The organism is Paenibacillus sp. TAF43_2 (assembly GCF_052113545.1).
Classification (GTDB): domain Bacteria; phylum Bacillota; class Bacilli; order Paenibacillales; family Paenibacillaceae; genus Pristimantibacillus.
The window spans coordinates 1-19,532 of the sequence record NZ_JBFRDK010000031.1; the positions used below are offsets into that span (position 1 = coordinate 1).

Sequence of the window (19,532 nt, forward strand, 5' to 3'; positions counted from 1 at the left end):
ATTTACAACTGGTCAGTTATGGGTTCAATGCAAGCTATTTCGGCTAACTCGAAATATCCGGAAAAAGCAATGGAATTCCTAAACTTGCTGAACACAGATCCTGTGCTTCGCAACATGATTGATTCCGGTATCGAAAACGTTCACTACAAGAAAACAGGCGACAATGTTATGGAAAACCTTGATGAGTCAAAAAACTATGACATGCCAACATTCTCACTGGGCAACGTAATGCTTACGTACTTGAATACAACAGATCCTACGAACAAGTGGGAAGAGTTCAAGAAGTTTAACGATGCAGGAACACCAGCACCTCTTCTTGGCTTCAACTTCGATCCGTCGAAAGTAACGACTGAAATTGCTTCCGTACAAAACGTAAGAGAAGAGTTCTGGGCACCGCTTATGACAGGAACAGTTGATCCTGAGACTTACATCAAACGTGCAAATGAGAAATTTAAAGCAGCTGGACTTGATAAAATCATGGCTGAAGCACAACGTCAGCTTGACGAATGGAAAGCGGCGAACAAGTAAACATGAGGGAGGTATGAAGCGAATGCACGGCATTCGTTTCATACCTTTGCTTATTAATCTGACAACTGAGAGGTGATCACGTGGGAGCCATAGGACGGTTTTTTAAAGATATTAATAAAAATAAAGCGATGTTGATTATGGTGCTGCCAGCAACAATCTGGTTCATCTTCTTCTCTTACTTGCCGATGGCCGGTATGGTTATTGCGTTTAAGGAGTACAGATACAGCCGGGATGGATTTCTTGCCAGCATTATCGAGAGCAAGTGGGTAGGCCTGCAAAACTTCAAATTTCTATTCAGTACCAATGATGCTTACATCATTACACGCAATACCGTCGTTTATAACATCTTCTTTATCGTGCTTGGTCTAGTCATTGCCGTTGCAATGGCGATTATGCTGGCTGAGATTACGAACAAGAAATTAGCAAAAGTATATCAAACAGGTATGTTTCTTCCATACTTCCTATCATGGGTTATCGTCGGTTATTTCGTATTCAGCTTCCTGAGCTTGGATAAAGGCGTTGTGAACCAAGTGTTCAACTGGTTCGGCATCGATCCGATAAACTGGTACTCTGATCCAACCTATTGGCCGATTATTATCGTCGTCGTATTTCTTTGGAAATCAGTCGGCTACAACAGTGTCATCTATTTGGCAGCCATCATGGGTATTGATAAATCCCTTTATGAAGCGGCAATGATCGATGGCGCAAATAAATGGCAGCAAATTCGCAGCATTACGATCCCGATGCTTACACCGCTCATTACAATATTGACGCTGCTTGCAATCGGTAAAATCTTCTATGCGGATTTCGGACTGTTCTATCAAGTGCCAAGGGACTCTGGAACACTCTACAGCGTAACGAATGTTATCGATACTTATGTGTATCGCGGCTTGAAATCAACTGGTGAAATCGGCATGAGTACAGCAGCAGGCTTGTATCAGTCGATCATTGGATTTGTACTCGTTATTACATCGAACGGAATTGTTCGTAAATTCAACAAAGACAATGCTTTGTTCTAGTCTAAAGGCTTTACTGCAGGAACAAGCATTGCGCAGGGAGGAAAACCGCTATGTCCGCTCAAACGAAAACCCGCGACTTTCATAGGTTGACGCCCATTTGGAATATAGGATTCCATTCCGTGGCTGGTATTTTTGCATTGTTATGTGTATTTCCTTTTCTATTCGTCACCATCATTTCGTTTACGGATGAGGCGACGCTAGCTAAAAACGGCTATTCGCTTTTTCCTGAAAAATGGAGCTTTGAGGCTTACAGCTATTTATTTAAAGCGGGGGATCAACTGCTTCGCTCTTATGGGGTAACGATAGCTGTTACCGTTATTGGTACTGTCATTGGTGTTGTATGTACAGCGCTTTTCGCTTACGCAATCTCACGCAAAAGCTTTAAATATCGCGGTTTCTTCGCATTTTTCGCCTTTTTTACGATGCTATTTAACGGTGGTCTCGTGCCGTCTTATATTGTTGTTACACAGCTGCTTGGACTTAAAGACTCCATTTGGGCGCTTATTTTACCGCTTGCGGTCAACGCTTTCTACATTATGATCCTAAGGACATTCTTCTCGACCATGGTGCCAGATGCTATTATAGAATCAGGCAAAATCGATGGTGCAGGAGAATTTGGAACCTTCTTCAAGCTGGTGCTGCCTTTGTCTCTTCCAGGGCTTGCAACCATCGCTTTGTTCAGTACACTAGGCTATTGGAATGATTGGTTTAACGCCTTGCTGTACATTAACACGCCGAATTTAGTGCCGCTTCAGTCGATGCTGATGCGGATCGAGAATAGTATGCAATTCATTATGCAAAACTCGCAAAATGCGTCGCTCAGCACCGGTTTGCTGCAGTCGATGCCGCAGGATACTTCGCGTATGGCGATGGTGGTGCTGGCAACAGGCCCAATCGTATTCGCTTATCCTTTCTTCCAAAGATATTTCATTCAAGGCTTGACGGTTGGTGCCGTTAAGGAATAATTACGAATCCTATTTCTAAAGGAGCAAATACGATGGAGCAATTTAGATTACCGAAAATTCCGATGCCTGAGCTAACGCTGCCGCAGGCGATTCAAGACGTGCTGAAGGAAGCGGAGCAGAAGCTGGCACATCGCCCGAAGCTGCTTCAATTGTTCAAAAATTGCTTTCCGAATACGCTGGAAACAACGACGAAGCTGATGGACGATGGCACGACATTTGTAATCACGGGCGATATCCCTGCGATGTGGCTTCGTGATTCCGTCGAGCAAGTGATGCACTACGTTCCATTCGCGAAACATGATAAAGATTTGCAAAGAATTCTTAGTGGTTTGATTAAACGCCATATTTCCTATATTCAAATCGACCCTTATGCGAATGCGTTCAATGAGTCCGCTAATGATTGGCACTGGAATACTACGGATGAAACGGATATGTCTCCATGGGTATGGGAGCGCAAGTTCGAGCTTGACTCCATTTGTTTCTCCATGCGCCTCGCGCATGCTTACTGGAAAGAAACGGAGCTGACGGATATTTTCGATTCCGGCTTCAAAGCAGCGATGCGCCGCATCGTAGAGCTTTGGAAGACAGAACAGCGCCATTTTGAACAATCGCCTTATCGTTTTACTCGTGATAATGGCATTCCAACTGATTCACTTCGCAATTCTGGTCTAGGCATGCCTGTAAACTATACGGGTATGATTTGGTCAGGCTTCCGTCCAAGCGATGATGCATGTGACTTCCATTACAACATCCCGGATAACATGTTTGCGGTTGTTACGCTTCGCCAAATGGAGGAAATAGCGGAATGGGTATTCCGTGATATGGATTTCCTTAAGGAACTAAAAAAGCTAGAAGAGGATGTCAACCATGGCATTCAGCTTTACGGTATTTATCAGCATCCGGAATTCGGTCCTATTTATGCTTATGAAACGGATGGTTTCGGCAATTACTGCCTGATGGATGATGCAGGAACTCCGGGCTTGATCTCGATCCCATACCTTGGTTATGTGGATGCAGAAGACCCGATTTATGTGAATACGAGAAAGTTTGCTCTAAGCAAACATAATCCTTTCTACTATGAAGGAACGGCAGCAAAAGGTATCGGCAGTCCGCATACGCCTCCAGGCTACATCTGGCATATGGCATTGTCGATGCAAGGAATTACAGCTACTAGCAGCGAAGAAAAGCTAGATTTGATTGCGATGCTGGAAGCGACTGACGCGGACACAGGCTACATGCACGAAGGTTTCCATGCAGATGATCCAGCTGTGTTCACACGCAAATGGTTCGCTTGGTCGAACAGTCTTTTCTCACAGCTTGTCTATCAAGCGATGAAGGATGAGATTCTATGAGCATGATTATTTTCTATGATCCATCGTTTCCTATCGATTCTCGCATAAGCTCGGATGCGGAAGGACAGCTTCTGCAAATCGGCGGCGTCGTACGCGCGAATAATCTTGGAGCGGCACTCGCTGCTGCAGATGGCGGAAGCTTTATAAATATGCATGCGCCGTATTTCCCAAAGCAAGCATGGTCTGAAATTTTAGCCTACTTAAAGCGCGGTGGAGGTTTAATTAGCATCGGCGGCGCTCCATTTAAAAAACCCGTTTCAAAAAATGAAGCTGGCGTTTGGAAGCCAGAATCTGAGCAAACCGCCTATCACCGCGAGCTTCATATTCATGAGGCTTTGCCTGTAGATGCAGCACCGATTATGAAATTGCGTGCAATGGAAGATCTTCCGCTGCTGCAAGGCAAAGAGTCCATGTTTGAGGTTTCAAGCACTTGGAATCTAGTGCCGCATGTAACGAAAACGAGTGATTTACCGCATCAGATGGGTTCTGCTGGACCGATGGACGCGCAATTGTACCCGCTTCTAAAGGGTGTTTCAGCAGAAGGAAGAGAAGTTGCAGCACCTGTCGTACTATGGGAGAACACGAAGGGGATGTTCGCAGGCGCGCGCTGGTTGTTCGTAAATCAGCCGTTAACGGAGCTATTCTGGCAAAGCGGAGGAGCGGACGAGCTTCGCCGCTGGTCGGAATTCTGCTCAGCAGGCGTAACAGAGCTGTGGCTGAAGCCTAATTATGCTTCCTTCGAGCTGGATGAGCGTGCGATGCTGACGCTGCAAGTACAGAAGCTTAGCCGCTCTGTTGCTGCGACAGATTTGCCAGCTGCAAGCTGGAACTTTTCGATTACGATCCAGCATGAAAGCAAGCCGAATGAGCGGTGGACGAGCAGCATCAAAGCGGAAGCGGCGAGCAAACAGCTTATCGTTCGTATTCCCGTTCCTCTAGCAATCGTGAGCGGTTACTATAAGGTGGATTGTATCGCGGAGTCAACGGATGGAGAAGTTCGTATTCTTCGCCAAGGCTTCTGGGGATTTGATGCTGAGCTGCTTGCAGAGGGAACTCCGGTTACGAGCGAACGCGATTATTTCGTAAAAGACGGCAGACCGATGCCGGTTGTCGGCATGACCTACATGACTTCGGATGTTGCGCGCAAGTTTTTATTTTTGCCAAACGCATCGGTTTGGGATCGCGATATGGCTCAGATGCGCAAAGCGGGCATCAACTGGATTAGAACCGGCATATGGACGGCTTATCGCAATATTATGCAGGTTGATGGCCATGCATCGGAAGAGGCGCTTCGCTCCATTGATGCGTTTCTTCTTACAGCCAAACGCCATGATTTGCAGGTAACCTTTACTTTCTTCTCATTCACTCCGGAAACTTGGGAAGGCCAAAATCCTTATCTCGATCCGCGGAGTTTAGAAGCACAGAAACGGTTCATCCGCTCGATCATTTCGCGCCACAAACAATCGAAGCATGTCGATTGGGATTTAATTAACGAGCCGTCAATGTTTGATCCTCCTCGTATTTTTTCTGACGGACCAAGATCAGCACGCGATCCATTCGAGCAGGCGGCCTATGCAGCTTGGCTTAAGGAACGCCACGAATCTGTGGAGAAGCTGCAGAAGCTATGGAATATGACGCCAGAGCAGCTGCCGAGCTTTGAATCGGTGAAAGTGCCTGAGCCAGAGGAAATCAACTTTGACGTTCAAGATATGCATCAAGGCAAGAAGGGTACGCGCTGGCTTGATTATGTATTGTTCTCCATGGATATGCACAATCGCTGGGCAAAGGAGCTGTACCAGGCCATTAAAGAAGAATGTCCAGATCATATGGTTACGGTCGGACAGGATGAAGCGCTTGGCGCACAGAGGCCATCACCATTCTTCTACGGCGAGGCTGTCGATTATACAACCGTGCATTCCTGGTGGTTGAATGATCATTTGGTGTGGGACAGTATATTTGCTAAAACGGCAGACAAGCCGAATTTGGTGCAGGAAACGGGCATTATGTACGTGGAAACACCAGAAGGACGGGCGAAACGTTCAGAAGCTGAACTACGCGATATTCTTGAGCGCAAATATGCCTATGCTTTTGCAACAGGTGGCGCAGGTGCGGTGCAATGGATTTGGAATACAAATTTCTATATGGACAATGCGAATGAATCGCACATCGGCGCACTTCGAGCAGATGGCACGGAGAAGCCTGAGGCAAATGTATCTTATGATTTCGGACGCTTCATGGGTGAAATCAGAGATTTGTTCAGAGGGCGGGAGCTTGAGGATACTGCAGTCGTTTTCCCTTATTCCAATGATTTTTCCAATCGCAAGCTGGCGTTTGATGCAACAACTAAAGCAACGCGTGTGCTGGCCTATGAGCTGAACAAGCCATTCCGCGGCGCTTCGGAATATCATCTGGACGAGCTGGAAGCAAATCCGGTTAAGCTCGTTATTGTACCAAGTGCTCATAATATAGAAGACGCTGCAATGAACCAGCTGCTTAGCTACGTTGAACGTACAGGAGCAACTTTGCTGCTGACGGGTCCAACAAGCCTTGATGCATATTGGCGTCAAGTCGATCGTCATGCTGAGTTGTTTGGATCAAGAGAGCTTGTCAATGTACGCCGCGAAGAACTGCTTCGCATCGGTGAACGTTTGCTGCCTGTTTCTTATGGCAATCGGAGAATTGCTCAGGTATGGAAGGAAGCGCAAAAAGGAACTTCTGCAGCTGAAGTCGATCAGATTATCGAGCTATCGCACGGYAAAGGAAACATCCTTTGGTGTCCGCTGCCAGTAGAGCTGAATGATCGCATTGAGCCGATCTCAGCAATTTATGAGTTTGCGCTCACCTATGCAGGCTGCAGCGTGGAGCTGGATTGGATTAAAGGCGGACAGCTGCCAGGCGTTTATGGTCGTAAACTGTCATTCCAAGACGGCGCGTTATTCACATTCGTATCCGAGTTCAGCTTGGATGTTGATATTGAGGTGAAAGACCCTGTAACCGGCGTTTCCTACGCTTTTACGCTGGAGAAGGAGCGGTCTGTACTCTTTGCAGTGGATAAAAACGGTCAGCTGCTGTCCGTTTACCGACCTGATCAGGTGAATGTGAACGTAATTCCTGCAAACAACGATTAACAAGAAGAGGTGTTCTAGTGATGAAAGACAAACGAACAGCCCATATCATCTCGCATACCCACTGGGATCGGGAATGGTATTTGCCATATGAGAAGCACCATGTATTGCTAGTAAAATTGATGGATACGCTGCTTCATACACTTGATACGGATCCGGACTTCAAAAGCTTTTATTTGGATGGCCAAACGATCATTTTGGAAGATTATTTGCAGGTTCGCCCCGAGAATCGTGAGCGCCTAGAACGTAATATTAAAGAAGGCCGTATTCCGATCGGGCCTTGGTATATTTTGCAGGATGCCTTCCTGACGAGCAGTGAAGCGAATCTTCGCAACTTGCAAATCGGTCATCAGGATGCGAGCCGTTATGGAACGATTGCCAAAGTTGGATATTTTCCAGATACGTTCGGAAATATCGGTCAAGCTCCGCAAATCTTGCGTCAAGCAGGCATCGATAATGCGGTATTTGGCAGGGGCGTGAAGCCAACGGGCTTTAACAATACAGTAGCAGATTCCGATTATGAATCTTCCTTCTCGGAGCTGATTTGGGAAGGGCCAGACGGTTCGCAAGTGCTGGGCGTATTGTTCGCCAACTGGTACTGCAACGGCATGGAAGTGCCTGCAGACGAAGCAAGCGCCAAGGAATATTGGGAGCGCAAGCTGGCTGAGGCAGAGAAGTATGCTGCTACAGGCCAATTGCTGTTCATGAACGGATGCGACCATCAGCCAATTCAGCAGGATCTGTCTGCTGCGCTGAAAACAGCAAGAGAGCTTTTCCCTGACACAGAATTCATTCATTCGAATTTCCAAGATTATTTGGCGTCGGTGAATGCTTCGCTTACACGCGAGCTGTCTGTCGTGAAAGGCGAGCTTCGCAGCCAACGTACAGACGGCTGGTCAACGCTCGTGAATACGGCTTCCGCACGGGTTTACTTGAAGCAAATGAATCAGCTTGGTCAAGCCATGCTGGAGAAGGTAGCGGAGCCGCTTGCTGCGCTTGCTTATTCACTTGGCCATGAATACCCGCATCACTTGTTTACTTACGCTTGGAAAACACTGATGCAGAACCATCCGCATGACAGCATTTGCGGCTGCAGCGTGGACGAGGTTCACCGTGAGATGGTGACTCGCTTCGATAAGAGCCGTCATATTGCGGAAGCGATTATTGACGATAGCAAAGTGACAATTGCCGACGCGGTTGACACATCCATATTTGAACAATATGGCGAAGATGCACTGCCGTTTGTTGTGTACAATACAACGGGCTGGGATCGCAGCGGAGTAGTAGAGGTTGAGCTGGACATCGCTCGCATTTACTTCCGTGATGGTTTGTCGCTGGATGAGATGAACAAGAAAATGTATGCTGTCGATGTAACGGGCAGAACGCTTGTTGATCGAAGCGGTGAAGCCATTGCGCATACAGCTTCTGACATGGGACTTCAATTCGGTTATGATCTGCCAGATGACAAGTTCCGTCAGCCATATATGAGCCGCAAAGTGAAGCTGACATTCGAAGCAGCGGAAGTTGCTGCGCTAGGCTTGGCAGCTTATGGCTATGTTCGAAATGCGAAAGCACAATTGCAGCCATCACAATCGCTGGTTGCTGGCGAGCATGCGCTTGAGAACGAATGGCTTCGAATTGATATCGCGCAGGACGGATCGTTTAACTTGACCGATAAACGCAGCGGTCAAGTCTATCGCGAGCTTGGCGTGTATGAGAATACAGGCGATATCGGCAACGAATATATGTACAAGCAGCCAACCGGAGAGCAAACTTTGACTACAAAGGGTATGCCTGCAAGCATTCGTCTAATCGAGAATTCTGATTACCGTGCGGCATTCGAAATCGTTCATGAATGGGCAGTTCCTGCGTCAGCAGAACCATACTTCGAGGTTGAGAAGCAAGAGGCTGTTTATTTCCCTGAGCGGAAGTCACAGCGTACGGAAGCGACAGTTCCGCTTACGATTCGGACTGAAATTGCAATAAGCCGCAAAGGCGAAGGGGTGGAATGGAAATCCTCCTTCAACAACCAAGCGAAGGATCACCGTGTTCGCGTATTATTCCCAACGGATCTAGAAACGGCTGTTCATCAAGCTGATTCCATCTTCGAGGTTGCAACGCGTGATAACGAGCCGGCAGCAGAGTGGATCAATCCTAGCAACGCACAGCATCAACAAGCGTTTGTCGATGTGAGCGGTGATAAAGCTGGTTTGACGGTTGCCAACCTTGGCCTGAATGAATACGAAGTACTGCGCGATGGACGTAATACCATTGCGATTACATTGCTTCGTGCAGTTGCTGAGCTTGGCGATTGGGGCGTATTCCCTACACCAGAAGCACAATGCTTGGGTGAGCAAAGCTTCAGCTTGACGATCCTTCCGCATAACGGCGACGGAGTTGCATCCGGCGCATACGCAGCGGCATATCAGTTCCAAGTGCCGTGGACGGTTAGTCAGACAGGCGTCCATGCCGGCAAGCTTGCTCCAAACGGCGCTTTATTCGCTTGGGACGGCAGTGGGCTAGCATTCTCCTCTATGAAGGTGAATGAGCAATCTGGCGATTTCATGCTTAGATGGTATAATATGAAGCCTTCTGAAACGGCGCTTAAGCTGTCAGAAGCAGCAGCTGTATCACTTGAACAAGCTTATAAAAGTAACGTGCTTGAGCATGAAGTCGAAAATCTTGCTGCAGACGGACAATCGCTGCTTGAAGTATCGGTTGGTCCTTGTGAGATTTTGACCATTGGAATTAAGCATTCATAAAATAGGAACGAAGCCCTCTGTTATGGACTGCCATACGGAGGGCTTCTTTTTATTTAAGGGAGAGGCTCAGGCTATGATCTCGCATTCCAATAATTGTTGCTGAAACTCTCGCAATATCGCTAACAGAGAAAGTTGCGGCATGCTATAATAGATACATTCGCGTAACTTAGATCGATAGGAACAGGGTCTCCTCGAGCGGAGGGGCCCTTTTTTATTGAAAATACGGGTACATACCTAGCAGGAGGGGAACAAGGTGGCAAAAGGACCAAAAAGGCCTACTAGAGATGAATTTGAGCTGGAAGAGCTGGGCGAGCGGCTGGTTGAAGCAAAGCAAGAAGGCACAGAGCTGCTTCTTACGATATGGGCAGCAGAGCAAGTAAGAGGCGTCATTACGGTGCTCGATTCAAGAACAAAAAAGGTTCATGTGGAATACATGGGCAGCGTAACAAAGGTTCCTTTCATGGATATTATGAAGGTGGAAAGCCCTTATTAATGTCATAAACGGGCAGCAATAACATATGAGTTTTCTATAAAGGGCTTCCCTCGTTCATTTTCATTCGTTGAACGGTGGGAGGCTCTTTTTTATAAACAGTTGTAACTTGTTCTGCTGAGATTAGGATATACAGATTATAACCAGTTTCATCGAATTAATCGTTTTGCTTGCACAGCATCATTTGAGCAATTTATCTTGGAGGATTATAATAGAAGAAGGTTATCGCTTGAGAAAAAATGAACTAATTATGAAGGAGGATTTACATACATGTATCCAACACCAAAGCAATTAGAAAATTACGCAGAGCTGGTCGTTAAGGTTGGCGTCAACGTGCAGCAGGGACAAACGGTTGTTGTCATGGCACCTATTACAGCAGCTCCACTCGTACGGCTTATTGCATCTGAAGCTTATAAGGCAGGCGCAAAAAATGTCCATGTGGAATATAACGATGAGGAGCTTTCCCGCATCAAATACAAGCAGGCTCCTGAAGAGGCTTTCTCGGAGTATCCGATGTGGCGTGCCAAAGCTTGGGAAGAATTTGTGGAAAATGGGGCGGCGTTTATTACGATCTACTCCCCGAACCCGGACTTGCTCAATGATGTAGATGCGAAGCGCGTGGCAACAGCATCAAAAACAGCTTCAACTGCGCTTAGCGGCTATCGCAGTTCACTAATGAATCATACGAATGCTTGGTCTCTTGTATCCTATGCTACTCCTGAATGGGCAGCTAAAGTATTCCCGAATCTCTCGCAAGAAGAAGCGGTGCAGAAGCTTTGGGAGCGCATTGTTGACGCTACCCGAATTGGCCTTCAAGATCCTGTTCAAGCATGGAAAGCGCATAATGCCAAGCTGCTTCAGATGGTTGAGCTGCTGAATGGCAAGCGCTACAAACAGCTTCAATATGAAGCGCCAGGCACGGATTTGACGATAGACCTGCCGGATGGACATATTTGGTTAGGCGGCTCCAAAGCAAATGCAAAAGGCGTTTATTTCAATCCGAATATGCCAACGGAAGAAGTATTCACTATGCCAAATAAGGATGGTGTGAACGGAACGGTTCGCAGCACCAAGCCTTTGAATTACAACGGTCAAGTCATTAATGGCTTCAGTTTGACCTTTAAAGATGGCAAAGTAGTGGATCATTCCGCTGAGCAGGGATATGAGGCGCTCACTAATTTGCTGAACACGGATGAAGGAGCAAGACATCTCGGTGAAGTAGCGCTAGTGCCGCATGATTCACCGATTTCGAACTCCAATGTCACGTTTTTCAATACACTGTATGATGAGAACGCGTCCTGTCATCTTGCGCTGGGTCAAGCGTACCCGGTCAATATCCAAGGCGGTACAAAAATGTCACCTGAAGAGCTTCTCGCTCATGGTGCAAACAGAAGCCTTACACATGAAGACTTCATGATCGGCTCGGCTGATATGAATATTGACGGTGTGACGCAGGATGGCACTCGCGAGCCCATCTTCCGCAACGGTAATTGGGCGATTTAACTAGATTGATTTCATGACGTCTATGTAAAAAACTATGTGAAAATCTATGTAAAAATCTATGTAAAAAGGCTCCTATTCGGCAGCATTGGCTGTGGTATAGGAGCTTTTTGTGTATATTGGTGCAGCTGGGAGTTCGTATGTGATTTGTACTCGAAGTAAAGGGAAAAACTCCTGTTAAATAATCAGCTTTGCTCATTTAATGCCCGTTAACAGGAATTTCTCCAGCTAATTCAGCCAATCGCAAGTAATTACGGCTATATTCACGATATTAACAGGAGTATTTCCAGTTAAACGCGGTAAATACGCCAATTTCAGCTGGATTAGCGGGAGCTTTTCCTGTAAGTGTGAATTTGCACAGCAGCATCCTCATCGAATAATGCAAAATACAGCTAATTAAAAATAAAACTTCTGCATTTCCGCAGGCACGCCATTTCTTCGAAGCAGCTCTTCAAGCGTCTCGCTGGGAGCAGGAGAATCGCCTGCTGTCAGCAGCCTTACGGCAAACTTGCTAGCTTGCCGCTCATATTTTCCAACATTAAAAAACGATTGCTCATCCAGCCAAAAACGGTTGAAGCCAGGATGCAAGCGGTCATGCCCGAGCTCATGCGCGCATACGAAGCGGCGCCAATTATCCGGAAGCGAATCGTGAATGACAATAAACCGGCGGCGCAGTTTTTTGAAATAGAGACCACGCGTGCCTTCTCCGAGGTCGGCGTAACGGATATGAATGCCAAGGCCCTCAGCGATGATGAATGGATCGTTAGTCTTATATTTTCGAATGAGCTTCAAAATCATTTTATCCATAGCAACACCTACCCTTTGGCATCATCAGGAGCATCGTTAGTCGGCTCGGTCTTTTTTTTGTGCTTATTCATATGCTTAGCTTCCCAGAACAACCCTGTAAGCACATCCATGACGCGCTGACGATCGGTAGCACTAAGCGGCACGCCGTCAAACATAATTTCCCCGTCTTCCTCAAGCAGCTTTTTAAAGTCGCGCTTATCTTTATACGTTGCCCACTCAGGTATAGTTGCCGAGGCTGCATCGCGGCCAAGCAAATAATCGGTTGTTGTCAGTAAGATATCCGCCATTTTTTGCAAATCTTCACTTGTTGGTGTTACCCGATCATTCTCGATATGACCAAAGTTAGAGCGGCCCATCTCAAGCTTTGCGGCGACATCCTGCTGCGTTAATCCGCGCTCAACCCTCAGTTGTTTAATTCGTGCACCCAATGACATTATAAATACCCTCCGTTTTTGAATATTGGTATTTTAAATACTTGACGGTAATTAAAATACCAAATACAATGAGATTCATCAGACGAACACTTAAAGAAATGTATCAGCAGATCATTTTCGCTATTTTAACTACTTAAAAGTAAGTATATTTTTGATTGGGAGTATTGTCAATACCGGAGATATCGCTATATTTTTTTGTTGTGAATGGTATTTAAAATACTCAATATTCATTAAAACCTAGGGGAGGTTATTTGAATGAATGCAGAACAACAGGTGATTGATCAATTGCATGCGTATAAACGGCTAAAAGCGAGAAAGAAACAGCTGGAGGGTACCTCGGTAGGACCAGGCATGCGGCTAAGCGCAGTATCTGAGGATGATCATTTGCAGGAGCTTCATCGGCAGCTGCGCAAGCTGCCTTCCTATATGTACTTGGATGAGCAGGATCAGCGTATCGAAGCTGCAGCGCATGCGAATCTATCGAAATATCCTATTGGAACGAAAGCGCAGCTAAACGAAGTAAAGAAAAGCCGTGCAACAGCAAGTCCAGCGGATGAAAAGCTGCTGCGAGAGCTGGAGAAAAAGATTGAGAAGGTGCTTGAAGCGCGAGAAGGCTCGGGCGGCTTTGAAGGTTATATGGGCGTCATCGATAAAATAAGCGAGCTTCAGGATATAGAGAAGCAGCTGCAATCTATCGATCAAGCGCTTGAAGCGTTAGAAGCATATGCGCCCGATTACGCTCGGCTGCTGAAGCTTCGTTTTATAGAAGGAAAGCCTACAGAGTTTGTTGCTTCGGAGCTGGGTATCGTTGATCGCACGTTCCGAAGATGGAAGCAAAAGGCGCTTCAAGAAGTTGTCCGCTTTCTGTCCGCCTAATGTCCGTTTTCGCTCAAATAACCGTGATATTATGATATTGTACCAAAGATCATAAACGGGGACGAGCGGTGGACGACACCGAGCGTCCCTTTTGTTTTATCCAGATGAGGAGGTGGCTCAGATGTGAGCGCTGGTGGGTGAAATGGTGCAAATCGCAAGAGGACGGAGGCAGAACAAAATGAACAAAAGCAGGTTGCAGGAAGCTGAGCTGGAACCAAGGTTCAGCAAGGAGCAGCTAAAGTCGGCTAGACGGTATACGCCTTCCCAGAAGGATATACTATCCGCCGTGCTGTTGGAGCAAGAATCGTATACTCACGAACAAGCGTTATCGATGATAACAGCCTATTTGAAAAAGGAGGTCATGTAGAACATGGCAGGAGGAACTTATACATCACAAAATAAGGTGCGCCCCGGCGTTTACATTAACCTGGTTGGCGAGAAGAAAACGGTTGGCAGCATGGGAGAGCGCGGGACGGTGTCCGTACCGCTAAACCTTAACTGGGGGCAGTCGAAGGCCGTTATTGCCATCAACGCTGGCGATGATCTGCGAAGCTTGCTTGGTTATGATCTAAGTGCGCCTGAGCTATTGCTGGTGCGCGAAGCGTTCAAGAAAGCAAAAACGCTGCTCTTATACCGACTAAACGAGGGAACAAAAGCGACGGCTGTCGCTGGCAGCCTAACGCTTACAGCTAAATTCGGCGGTGTTCGAGGCAATGACATCACCGTTGCGGTCAAACAAAATGTTGACGATGAAGCACGATTCGATGTCATCACTTTTGTTGCTAAAGAGGCAGTTGACTCACAAACAGCAGCGAATATCGCAGAGCTGAACTCGAATGCCTTTGTAAGCTTTGGCGGTACAGGAGCATTGACGTTAGCAGCAGGCGTTCCGCTTGTTGGCGGCTCCAATGGTACCGTAACGAATCAAGACCATACCGAATATTTGGCGCAAATTGAGCTAAAGGATTTTAATACCATTGCGCTAGTATCAGCCGACTTGTCCTTAAAATCGGTATATGCTGCTTTTGCCCGCCGTCTGCGCGAGGAAGAAGGCCGCAAAATTCAGGTCGTGCTGGCGAATTATCCATCTGCTGATTCTGAAGGGGTCATCAGTGTCAAAAATGGCGTCAAGCTGCTGGATGGAACGGTTCTTGATGCACAGAAGGCAACGGTTTGGGTTGCTGCGGCAACTGCCGGAGCGCCGATGAATAAATCGCTGACCTATGAAGCCTATGAGGAGGCTGCTGATGCGGACATTCGTTATACGAATTCGCAAACAGTGGAGGCGCTGCAAGCTGGTGAGTTTTTGTTCACGGTAAGCGGCGGCAGAGTCATTGTTGAGCAAGATATCAATACGTTTACTGGCTACTCGCCAGAGAAAGGCAAAGCCTTCTCAAAAAACCGAGTCATTCGTGTGCTGGACGGTATTGCGAACGATTTTAAACATATTTTCGAGTCGTTTTATATTGGAAAAGTTGATAATAACGCAGATGGCAGAAGCCTGTTCCGCAACGAGTGCTTGAAATATTTGAACAATCTTCAGTCGCTCAATGCTATTCAAAACTTTGATGCCCAAGCCGATTTATCGGTTGCAGCTGGCGTCGATACGGACAGCATTATTATCGAGGCACATATCCAACCGGTTGATAGCGTAGAAAAAGTATATATGAAAGTGACGGTGAAGTAATATGGCATTTTTGAACGCAGGAGATACGATTTCGGGCCGCGAAGGACGGGCTTATACCATTATTAATGGTTTGCAGGAAGAGATGTTTTATATCAAGACGCTGGAGGCAAGCATTGAGAAGCAAAAGGCTGAGATCAAGACGCTTGGCCACCGCGGTTTGCAGCATAAAGCGACGGGATGGTCGGGTACAGGCACGATGACCATCTATTATGTAACGTCAAAATTCCGCAAGATGATGCTGGATTATGTGAATACCGGCGTGGATGCTTATTTTGATATTTCTATTATTAATGAAGATCCGTCCTCGGCTACGGGCAAGCAGACGGTTTTCCTTCATAAGGTGAATCTGAATAAGGTCATTATCGGTAAGCTGGATACGGAAAGCGAAGCTCTTGAAGAAGAGCTGGAATTCACTTTTGAAGGATTGGATATTGCAGAGCAATTCTCAGCTCTTTCTTAAGGCGAAATTAAATATGATGGAGGCAAGAGACAATGAGTGATTTAAGTGTATTTTTTGCACAAAATGCGGCTGTGGAGTCAACGCAGCCGTTTATCGTATCGGATCGGTTTAAGGATGCAGAAGGGCAGGCTGTCGCTTGGGAGCTGCGCAGTATGACGGAAGCGGAGAACGAGGAGTGCCGCAAGTCATCTACCCGCAAGGTAAAGGGGAAAAATGGCGCATTCACTCCAGAAACCAATACAGACGAGTATTTGGCTAAGCTTGTTGTCAGCAGCATTCAATTCCCAAACCTAAAGGATGCAGATTTGCAAAAATCGTACGGCATCATCGGTGCTGAGAACCTTTTGCGCAAAATGCTTCTCCCTGGCGAATATGCCTCACTCGTACAACGCGTGCAGGAAATCAACGGTTTTAATCAAAGCCTAAACGATTTGGCAGATGAAGTAAAAAACTAATAAAAGAGGGCGACGGAGAAGCGAATTACGCTTATTACGCCCTCCACGAGCTTCGTATACTTCCGCATGAGCTCATGACCATGACTCGGCGGGAGAAAGCGGCGATCTATGCCATGATCGACGTTCGTATCGAGAACGAGAAGAAACAGCGCGCCAAAGCAAAACGAAAATAAGGACGGGCAGCGCTCCCATGAGGGAGCGCTTTTGCCCGTGTGAAGGGGGTGGAAGGATGGCGAGTAATTCCCCTGCTATCATTGAGAATGGCGGGTCTGCCAATACAGGTTCAGCCGAAGCCTTTATTAATTTCATGAATCGTTTGAATGCTGCTTTTATTGAAGCAACAAAGCAAGGCGAAAAATTAGTGAATGCTTTTGATAAAATGCGTGTTGAAACCGTTCAGCTGGACACTGAATTGACGAAGGCAACAGCCTCTATGAATGAGTTTACTGAATCGGTTAAAAGATTAAGAGAAGCAGCAGTTCCTCCGGGTGGTGATTCTGGAGGTTCAGGGGATCCTGGTGGTTCAGGAGGCGAAGCACAACAAAACAAGTTCTTACGGATTATAGTACCGATTATACAAGGTGCTGCTGGGCTTGCGAGTTTTTTAAGTACAATTGGCGTTCTTGCACTCATCAATCCGTTAACACCAGCTATTGCACCAGCAGCTGGTGCGGCTGTGGTTGCTGCAGAGCAGGGAGCATCTTTGTTTCATTCAGCCATTGTTGGAGCTGGTCAAAAGCTTACGCAAATGATTGGCATGGCGATTTCCGGGGCTATGGAAGAGAGCAACTCAAAAGCACTGCTGATTGCTCGTTCTGGCGGTACTAAAATTGGAGAGCCGCTATACGAGAATATACGTGGAAATGCGATTGGAAATGGCGTGGATGTAAATGAAGCCATAAAGACTGCACTGTCACTTATGCCAACTGCTCAAAATACGGGCCAGCTGGATCGGATGACCAATATGGCGATGGAGTTGTCTAGCTTAGATMCAAACGGTGGCAGCTCGGAGGATGCAGCAGGTGCAATAAAATCAGCTATGCAAGGCGATTATTCCGGATTAATGGATCAATTTAATATTAGTGAAGAAGCTTTTAAAGATGTTGGTTTCGAAAAAGCCAAGGATATGGATGGTTTTCTTAATGCGCTCGATGCGATGAGAGAAAAAGCAAATTTGGGAACAGAAGCTTTAAACACTGTCGGCGCTAGCCCAGTAAACCAAATCGCTAAGCTGCAAAATACGATTCAATCTGGTTTTGCTGCCGCAGGTATGGGAGCAGTCGCGGCAATGTCACCGCTGCTGGATAAGCTTAATGAACTAGTAGCAAGTGAGAAGTTTCAAGCCTTCTTCGCTCTTTTTGGAGAGGGGTTAACGTTCGTAGCCAATCAGCTTGCCATAGTCGGCGAGGGGGCACTGTGGTTGTTTAGTCAGTTTCTGGACAATTGGCCGTTAATCGCTTCTATTCTTATGCTCGCTGGAGCAGTGCTGCTGCCAACCATACTTACAGCCTTATGGGCAATGGTTGCACCGATTTTGGCACAAGCGGGTGCTTGGCTGCTGGCACTTTGGCCTATATTGCTCATCATTGCGGTGATAGGTTTATTGGTAGGTCTATTTCTATACTTTGGCGGTACGACGGAGCAGGTAGTAGGCTTCGTTTCCGGTTTATTTTTCGGATTATTTACGGCTTTGAAAAATGGCTTCGCCTTTTTTTGGAATATTATTTTATCGGTTGCTGAGTTTTTGGTTAACATTTTTATTGACCCTGTATATGCGATTAAAAAGCTGTTTTTTGATCTTACCCAGAATGTGGTTGGTTTTTTTGGCGGGATGATTAACAGCTTTATTGATGGAATAAACTGGGTTCTTGCTAAATTGAACAAGATTACTGGTAAAGATTATGAAATAAAAGGCAGATTCGACACGAGCCAAATCGATAAATTTAAACCAACGAGCGATAAAAATGTTGTGGATTTCTCTAAATACAAAATGGCTCAATCTGACATTGGAGAAGCCTTTAATAAAGGATCGAGTTATGGCAAGGGAATAATGGATGATTTGCAGAAAAAGAAAAACAATACAAGCTATGATTTAAATAAGGAATCAGGCTTCCTTCAGCCAAATGCTGATGCAGGCAGCGGATTTGGAGCAACAAGTCCTAACATCGACCGAGTCGGCGAAGTTGGAAAAATCAACGATTCTGTCGAGATTTCCAGCGAGGATTTGAAGACGATGCGGGAGCTTGCGGAGATGAAGAACATTCAGAACTTCGTGTCGCTGCAGCCTACGGTCAGCGTGCAAACTGGTGATATTAACAATGGCTATGATATTGATACGATTATCGGGCGTATCGAGCGTTCATTGAACGATGAAATTGCCTCATCTGCGGAAGGGGTGTACAACAGATGATTTCAAATGCGCATTATGATTATGAAATCTGGCTTAGCTACAATGATCAAAAGCAGGGCTTCCAGCTCCCGGTCAATCCTCCAGACATTAAAATTAATGATGGTGCTGGGGGCAAGACCTACGAGGTATCCGGTTTAGGCGAAATCAATCTCATTCAAAGCTCGAAGCTCACGACGATCTCCTTTGAAAGCTTTTTCCCAAAGACGAACTATCCGTTTGTCGTCAGCAAAACATGGTTAGACCCTGCTTTTTATGTCATGGTTATCCTCGATTGGATGGAGAAAAAGTGGCCGATCCGTTTTGTTTATACCGGGGCAACCTTCGATATTAATTTGCCGATGAGCATTGAAAAATTCGAATGGAAGGAAGCGGCGGGCTCTGGGGATATCGAGTACAGTATTTCACTGAAAGAATTTGCTTTTTATGGTGCCAGGCCCGTAGTGTTTAAAAAGGGAGAAGCAAGCGTGAAGCCTAACTCACGGCCATCGGATAAGCAAGCTCCAAGCACCTATAAGCTGGTTGCAGGGGATACGCTTATTAAGGTAGCTCGCGTTCAGCTTCACAAAGAAGAGCGTTGGCGGGAAATTCAGAAGCTGAACGGCATTAAGGATGCACAACTCAAAAAGCTGCCCATCGGGATGACGCTAAAGCTGCCGAGGTGA

At 46.4% G+C, this 19,532-nt stretch carries 17 protein-coding genes; 15 read left to right on the plus strand and 2 right to left on the minus strand.

Annotation, left to right across the window (positions count from 1 at the left end; all coding sequences use genetic code 11):
• The 8 genes from AB4Z17_RS09365 to AB4Z17_RS09400 all read left to right on the plus strand — a co-directional run.
• On the plus strand, positions 1 to 528 hold a 528-nt coding region (locus tag AB4Z17_RS09365; protein ID WP_441959444.1), incomplete at its 5' end, for a DUF3502 domain-containing protein.
• Between the two features lie 80 nt (positions 529 to 608).
• Entirely contained in the window at positions 609 to 1,547 is a 939-nt protein-coding gene (locus AB4Z17_RS09370) for an ABC transporter permease (RefSeq protein WP_179089866.1), read from the plus strand.
• Positions 1,548 to 1,597: 50 nt separating this feature from the next.
• Positions 1,598 to 2,512, plus strand: a complete 915-nt coding sequence (locus tag AB4Z17_RS09375) for a carbohydrate ABC transporter permease (RefSeq protein ID WP_076269714.1) — start codon at positions 1,598 to 1,600, stop codon at positions 2,510 to 2,512.
• Positions 2,513 to 2,544: 32 nt separating this feature from the next.
• Entirely contained in the window at positions 2,545 to 3,864 is a 1,320-nt protein-coding gene (locus AB4Z17_RS09380) for a glycoside hydrolase family 125 protein (protein ID WP_441959445.1), read from the plus strand.
• Entirely contained in the window at positions 3,861 to 6,992 is a 3,132-nt protein-coding gene (locus tag AB4Z17_RS09385; RefSeq protein WP_441959446.1) for a beta-galactosidase, read from the plus strand. Before AB4Z17_RS09380 ends, AB4Z17_RS09385 begins: the two co-directional genes overlap by 4 nt.
• 20 nt (positions 6,993 to 7,012) lie before the next feature.
• Positions 7,013 to 9,751, plus strand: coding sequence for an alpha-mannosidase (locus AB4Z17_RS09390; RefSeq protein WP_441959490.1), 2,739 nt, complete (start codon positions 7,013 to 7,015; stop codon positions 9,749 to 9,751).
• Positions 9,752 to 10,004: 253 nt separating this feature from the next.
• Positions 10,005 to 10,244 carry a YolD-like family protein gene (locus AB4Z17_RS09395; protein ID WP_076269718.1) on the plus strand — a complete coding sequence of 80 codons (240 nt, stop codon included), beginning with the start codon at positions 10,005 to 10,007 and terminating at the stop codon, positions 10,242 to 10,244.
• A 267-nt stretch (positions 10,245 to 10,511) separates the two neighbouring features.
• A complete protein-coding gene (locus AB4Z17_RS09400) occupies positions 10,512 to 11,744 on the plus strand; it encodes an aminopeptidase (RefSeq protein WP_441959447.1) in 1,233 nt (410 codons plus the stop codon).
• A 393-nt stretch (positions 11,745 to 12,137) separates the two neighbouring features.
• Here AB4Z17_RS09400 and AB4Z17_RS09405 read toward each other — a convergent pair whose 3' ends face one another.
• Complete coding sequence (locus tag AB4Z17_RS09405; protein ID WP_054026730.1) at positions 12,138 to 12,548, minus strand: ImmA/IrrE family metallo-endopeptidase; 411 nt, start codon at positions 12,546 to 12,548, stop codon at positions 12,138 to 12,140.
• An 8-nt stretch (positions 12,549 to 12,556) separates the two neighbouring features.
• Positions 12,557 to 12,982: a helix-turn-helix domain-containing protein gene (locus AB4Z17_RS09410; protein ID WP_076269721.1), complete on the minus strand. Its 426-nt coding sequence runs from the start codon at positions 12,980 to 12,982 to the stop codon at positions 12,557 to 12,559.
• A gap of 255 nt (positions 12,983 to 13,237) precedes the next feature.
• On the opposite strand from AB4Z17_RS09410, the gene AB4Z17_RS09415 reads away from it, so the two are divergent.
• The 7 genes from AB4Z17_RS09415 (at position 13,238) to AB4Z17_RS09445 (ending at position 19,532) form a co-directional block, all read left to right on the plus strand.
• A complete protein-coding gene (locus tag AB4Z17_RS09415; RefSeq protein ID WP_339207323.1) occupies positions 13,238 to 13,858 on the plus strand; it encodes an ECF-type sigma factor in 621 nt (206 codons plus the stop codon).
• Positions 13,859 to 14,036: 178 nt separating this feature from the next.
• Positions 14,037 to 14,225: a hypothetical protein gene (locus tag AB4Z17_RS09420; RefSeq protein WP_441959449.1), complete on the plus strand. Its 189-nt coding sequence runs from the start codon at positions 14,037 to 14,039 to the stop codon at positions 14,223 to 14,225.
• A 3-nt stretch (positions 14,226 to 14,228) separates the two neighbouring features.
• Positions 14,229 to 15,545: a phage tail sheath family protein gene (locus AB4Z17_RS09425; RefSeq protein WP_441959451.1), complete on the plus strand. Its 1,317-nt coding sequence runs from the start codon at positions 14,229 to 14,231 to the stop codon at positions 15,543 to 15,545.
• A 1-nt stretch (position 15,546) separates the two neighbouring features.
• On the plus strand, positions 15,547 to 16,005 hold the full coding sequence (locus AB4Z17_RS09430; protein ID WP_441959452.1) for a phage tail tube protein: 459 nt from the start codon (positions 15,547 to 15,549) through the stop codon (positions 16,003 to 16,005).
• 32 nt (positions 16,006 to 16,037) lie between these two features.
• Complete coding sequence (locus AB4Z17_RS09435) at positions 16,038 to 16,460, plus strand: phage tail assembly chaperone (protein WP_076269726.1); 423 nt, start codon at positions 16,038 to 16,040, stop codon at positions 16,458 to 16,460.
• Between the two features lie 229 nt (positions 16,461 to 16,689).
• On the plus strand, positions 16,690 to 18,870 hold the full coding sequence (locus AB4Z17_RS09440; RefSeq protein ID WP_441959454.1) for a hypothetical protein: 2,181 nt from the start codon (positions 16,690 to 16,692) through the stop codon (positions 18,868 to 18,870).
• On the plus strand, positions 18,867 to 19,532 hold the full coding sequence (locus AB4Z17_RS09445) for a LysM peptidoglycan-binding domain-containing protein (RefSeq protein WP_441910737.1): 666 nt from the start codon (positions 18,867 to 18,869) through the stop codon (positions 19,530 to 19,532). Before AB4Z17_RS09440 ends, AB4Z17_RS09445 begins: the two co-directional genes overlap by 4 nt.

What these genes read in the sequence shown, in the direction of transcription:
- AB4Z17_RS09375 (WP_076269714.1), top strand. Translation starts at nt 1,598, where the DNA reads ATGTCCGCTCAAACGAAAACCCGCGACTTTCATAGGTTGACGCCCATT.
- AB4Z17_RS09380 (WP_441959445.1), top strand. Translation starts at nt 2,545, where the DNA reads ATGGAGCAATTTAGATTACCGAAAATTCCGATGCCTGAGCTAACGCTG.
- AB4Z17_RS09390 (WP_441959490.1), top strand. Translation starts at nt 7,013, where the DNA reads ATGAAAGACAAACGAACAGCCCATATCATCTCGCATACCCACTGGGAT.
- AB4Z17_RS09400 (WP_441959447.1), top strand. Translation starts at nt 10,512, where the DNA reads ATGTATCCAACACCAAAGCAATTAGAAAATTACGCAGAGCTGGTCGTT.
- AB4Z17_RS09405 (WP_054026730.1), bottom strand. Translation starts at nt 12,548, where the DNA reads ATGGATAAAATGATTTTGAAGCTCATTCGAAAATATAAGACTAACGAT.
- AB4Z17_RS09410 (WP_076269721.1), bottom strand. Translation starts at nt 12,982, where the DNA reads ATGTCATTGGGTGCACGAATTAAACAACTGAGGGTTGAGCGCGGATTA.
- AB4Z17_RS09415 (WP_339207323.1), top strand. Translation starts at nt 13,238, where the DNA reads ATGAATGCAGAACAACAGGTGATTGATCAATTGCATGCGTATAAACGG.
- AB4Z17_RS09420 (WP_441959449.1), top strand. Translation starts at nt 14,037, where the DNA reads ATGAACAAAAGCAGGTTGCAGGAAGCTGAGCTGGAACCAAGGTTCAGC.
- AB4Z17_RS09425 (WP_441959451.1), top strand. Translation starts at nt 14,229, where the DNA reads ATGGCAGGAGGAACTTATACATCACAAAATAAGGTGCGCCCCGGCGTT.
- AB4Z17_RS09430 (WP_441959452.1), top strand. Translation starts at nt 15,547, where the DNA reads ATGGCATTTTTGAACGCAGGAGATACGATTTCGGGCCGCGAAGGACGG.
- AB4Z17_RS09435 (WP_076269726.1), top strand. Translation starts at nt 16,038, where the DNA reads ATGAGTGATTTAAGTGTATTTTTTGCACAAAATGCGGCTGTGGAGTCA.
- AB4Z17_RS09445 (WP_441910737.1), top strand. Translation starts at nt 18,867, where the DNA reads ATGATTTCAAATGCGCATTATGATTATGAAATCTGGCTTAGCTACAAT.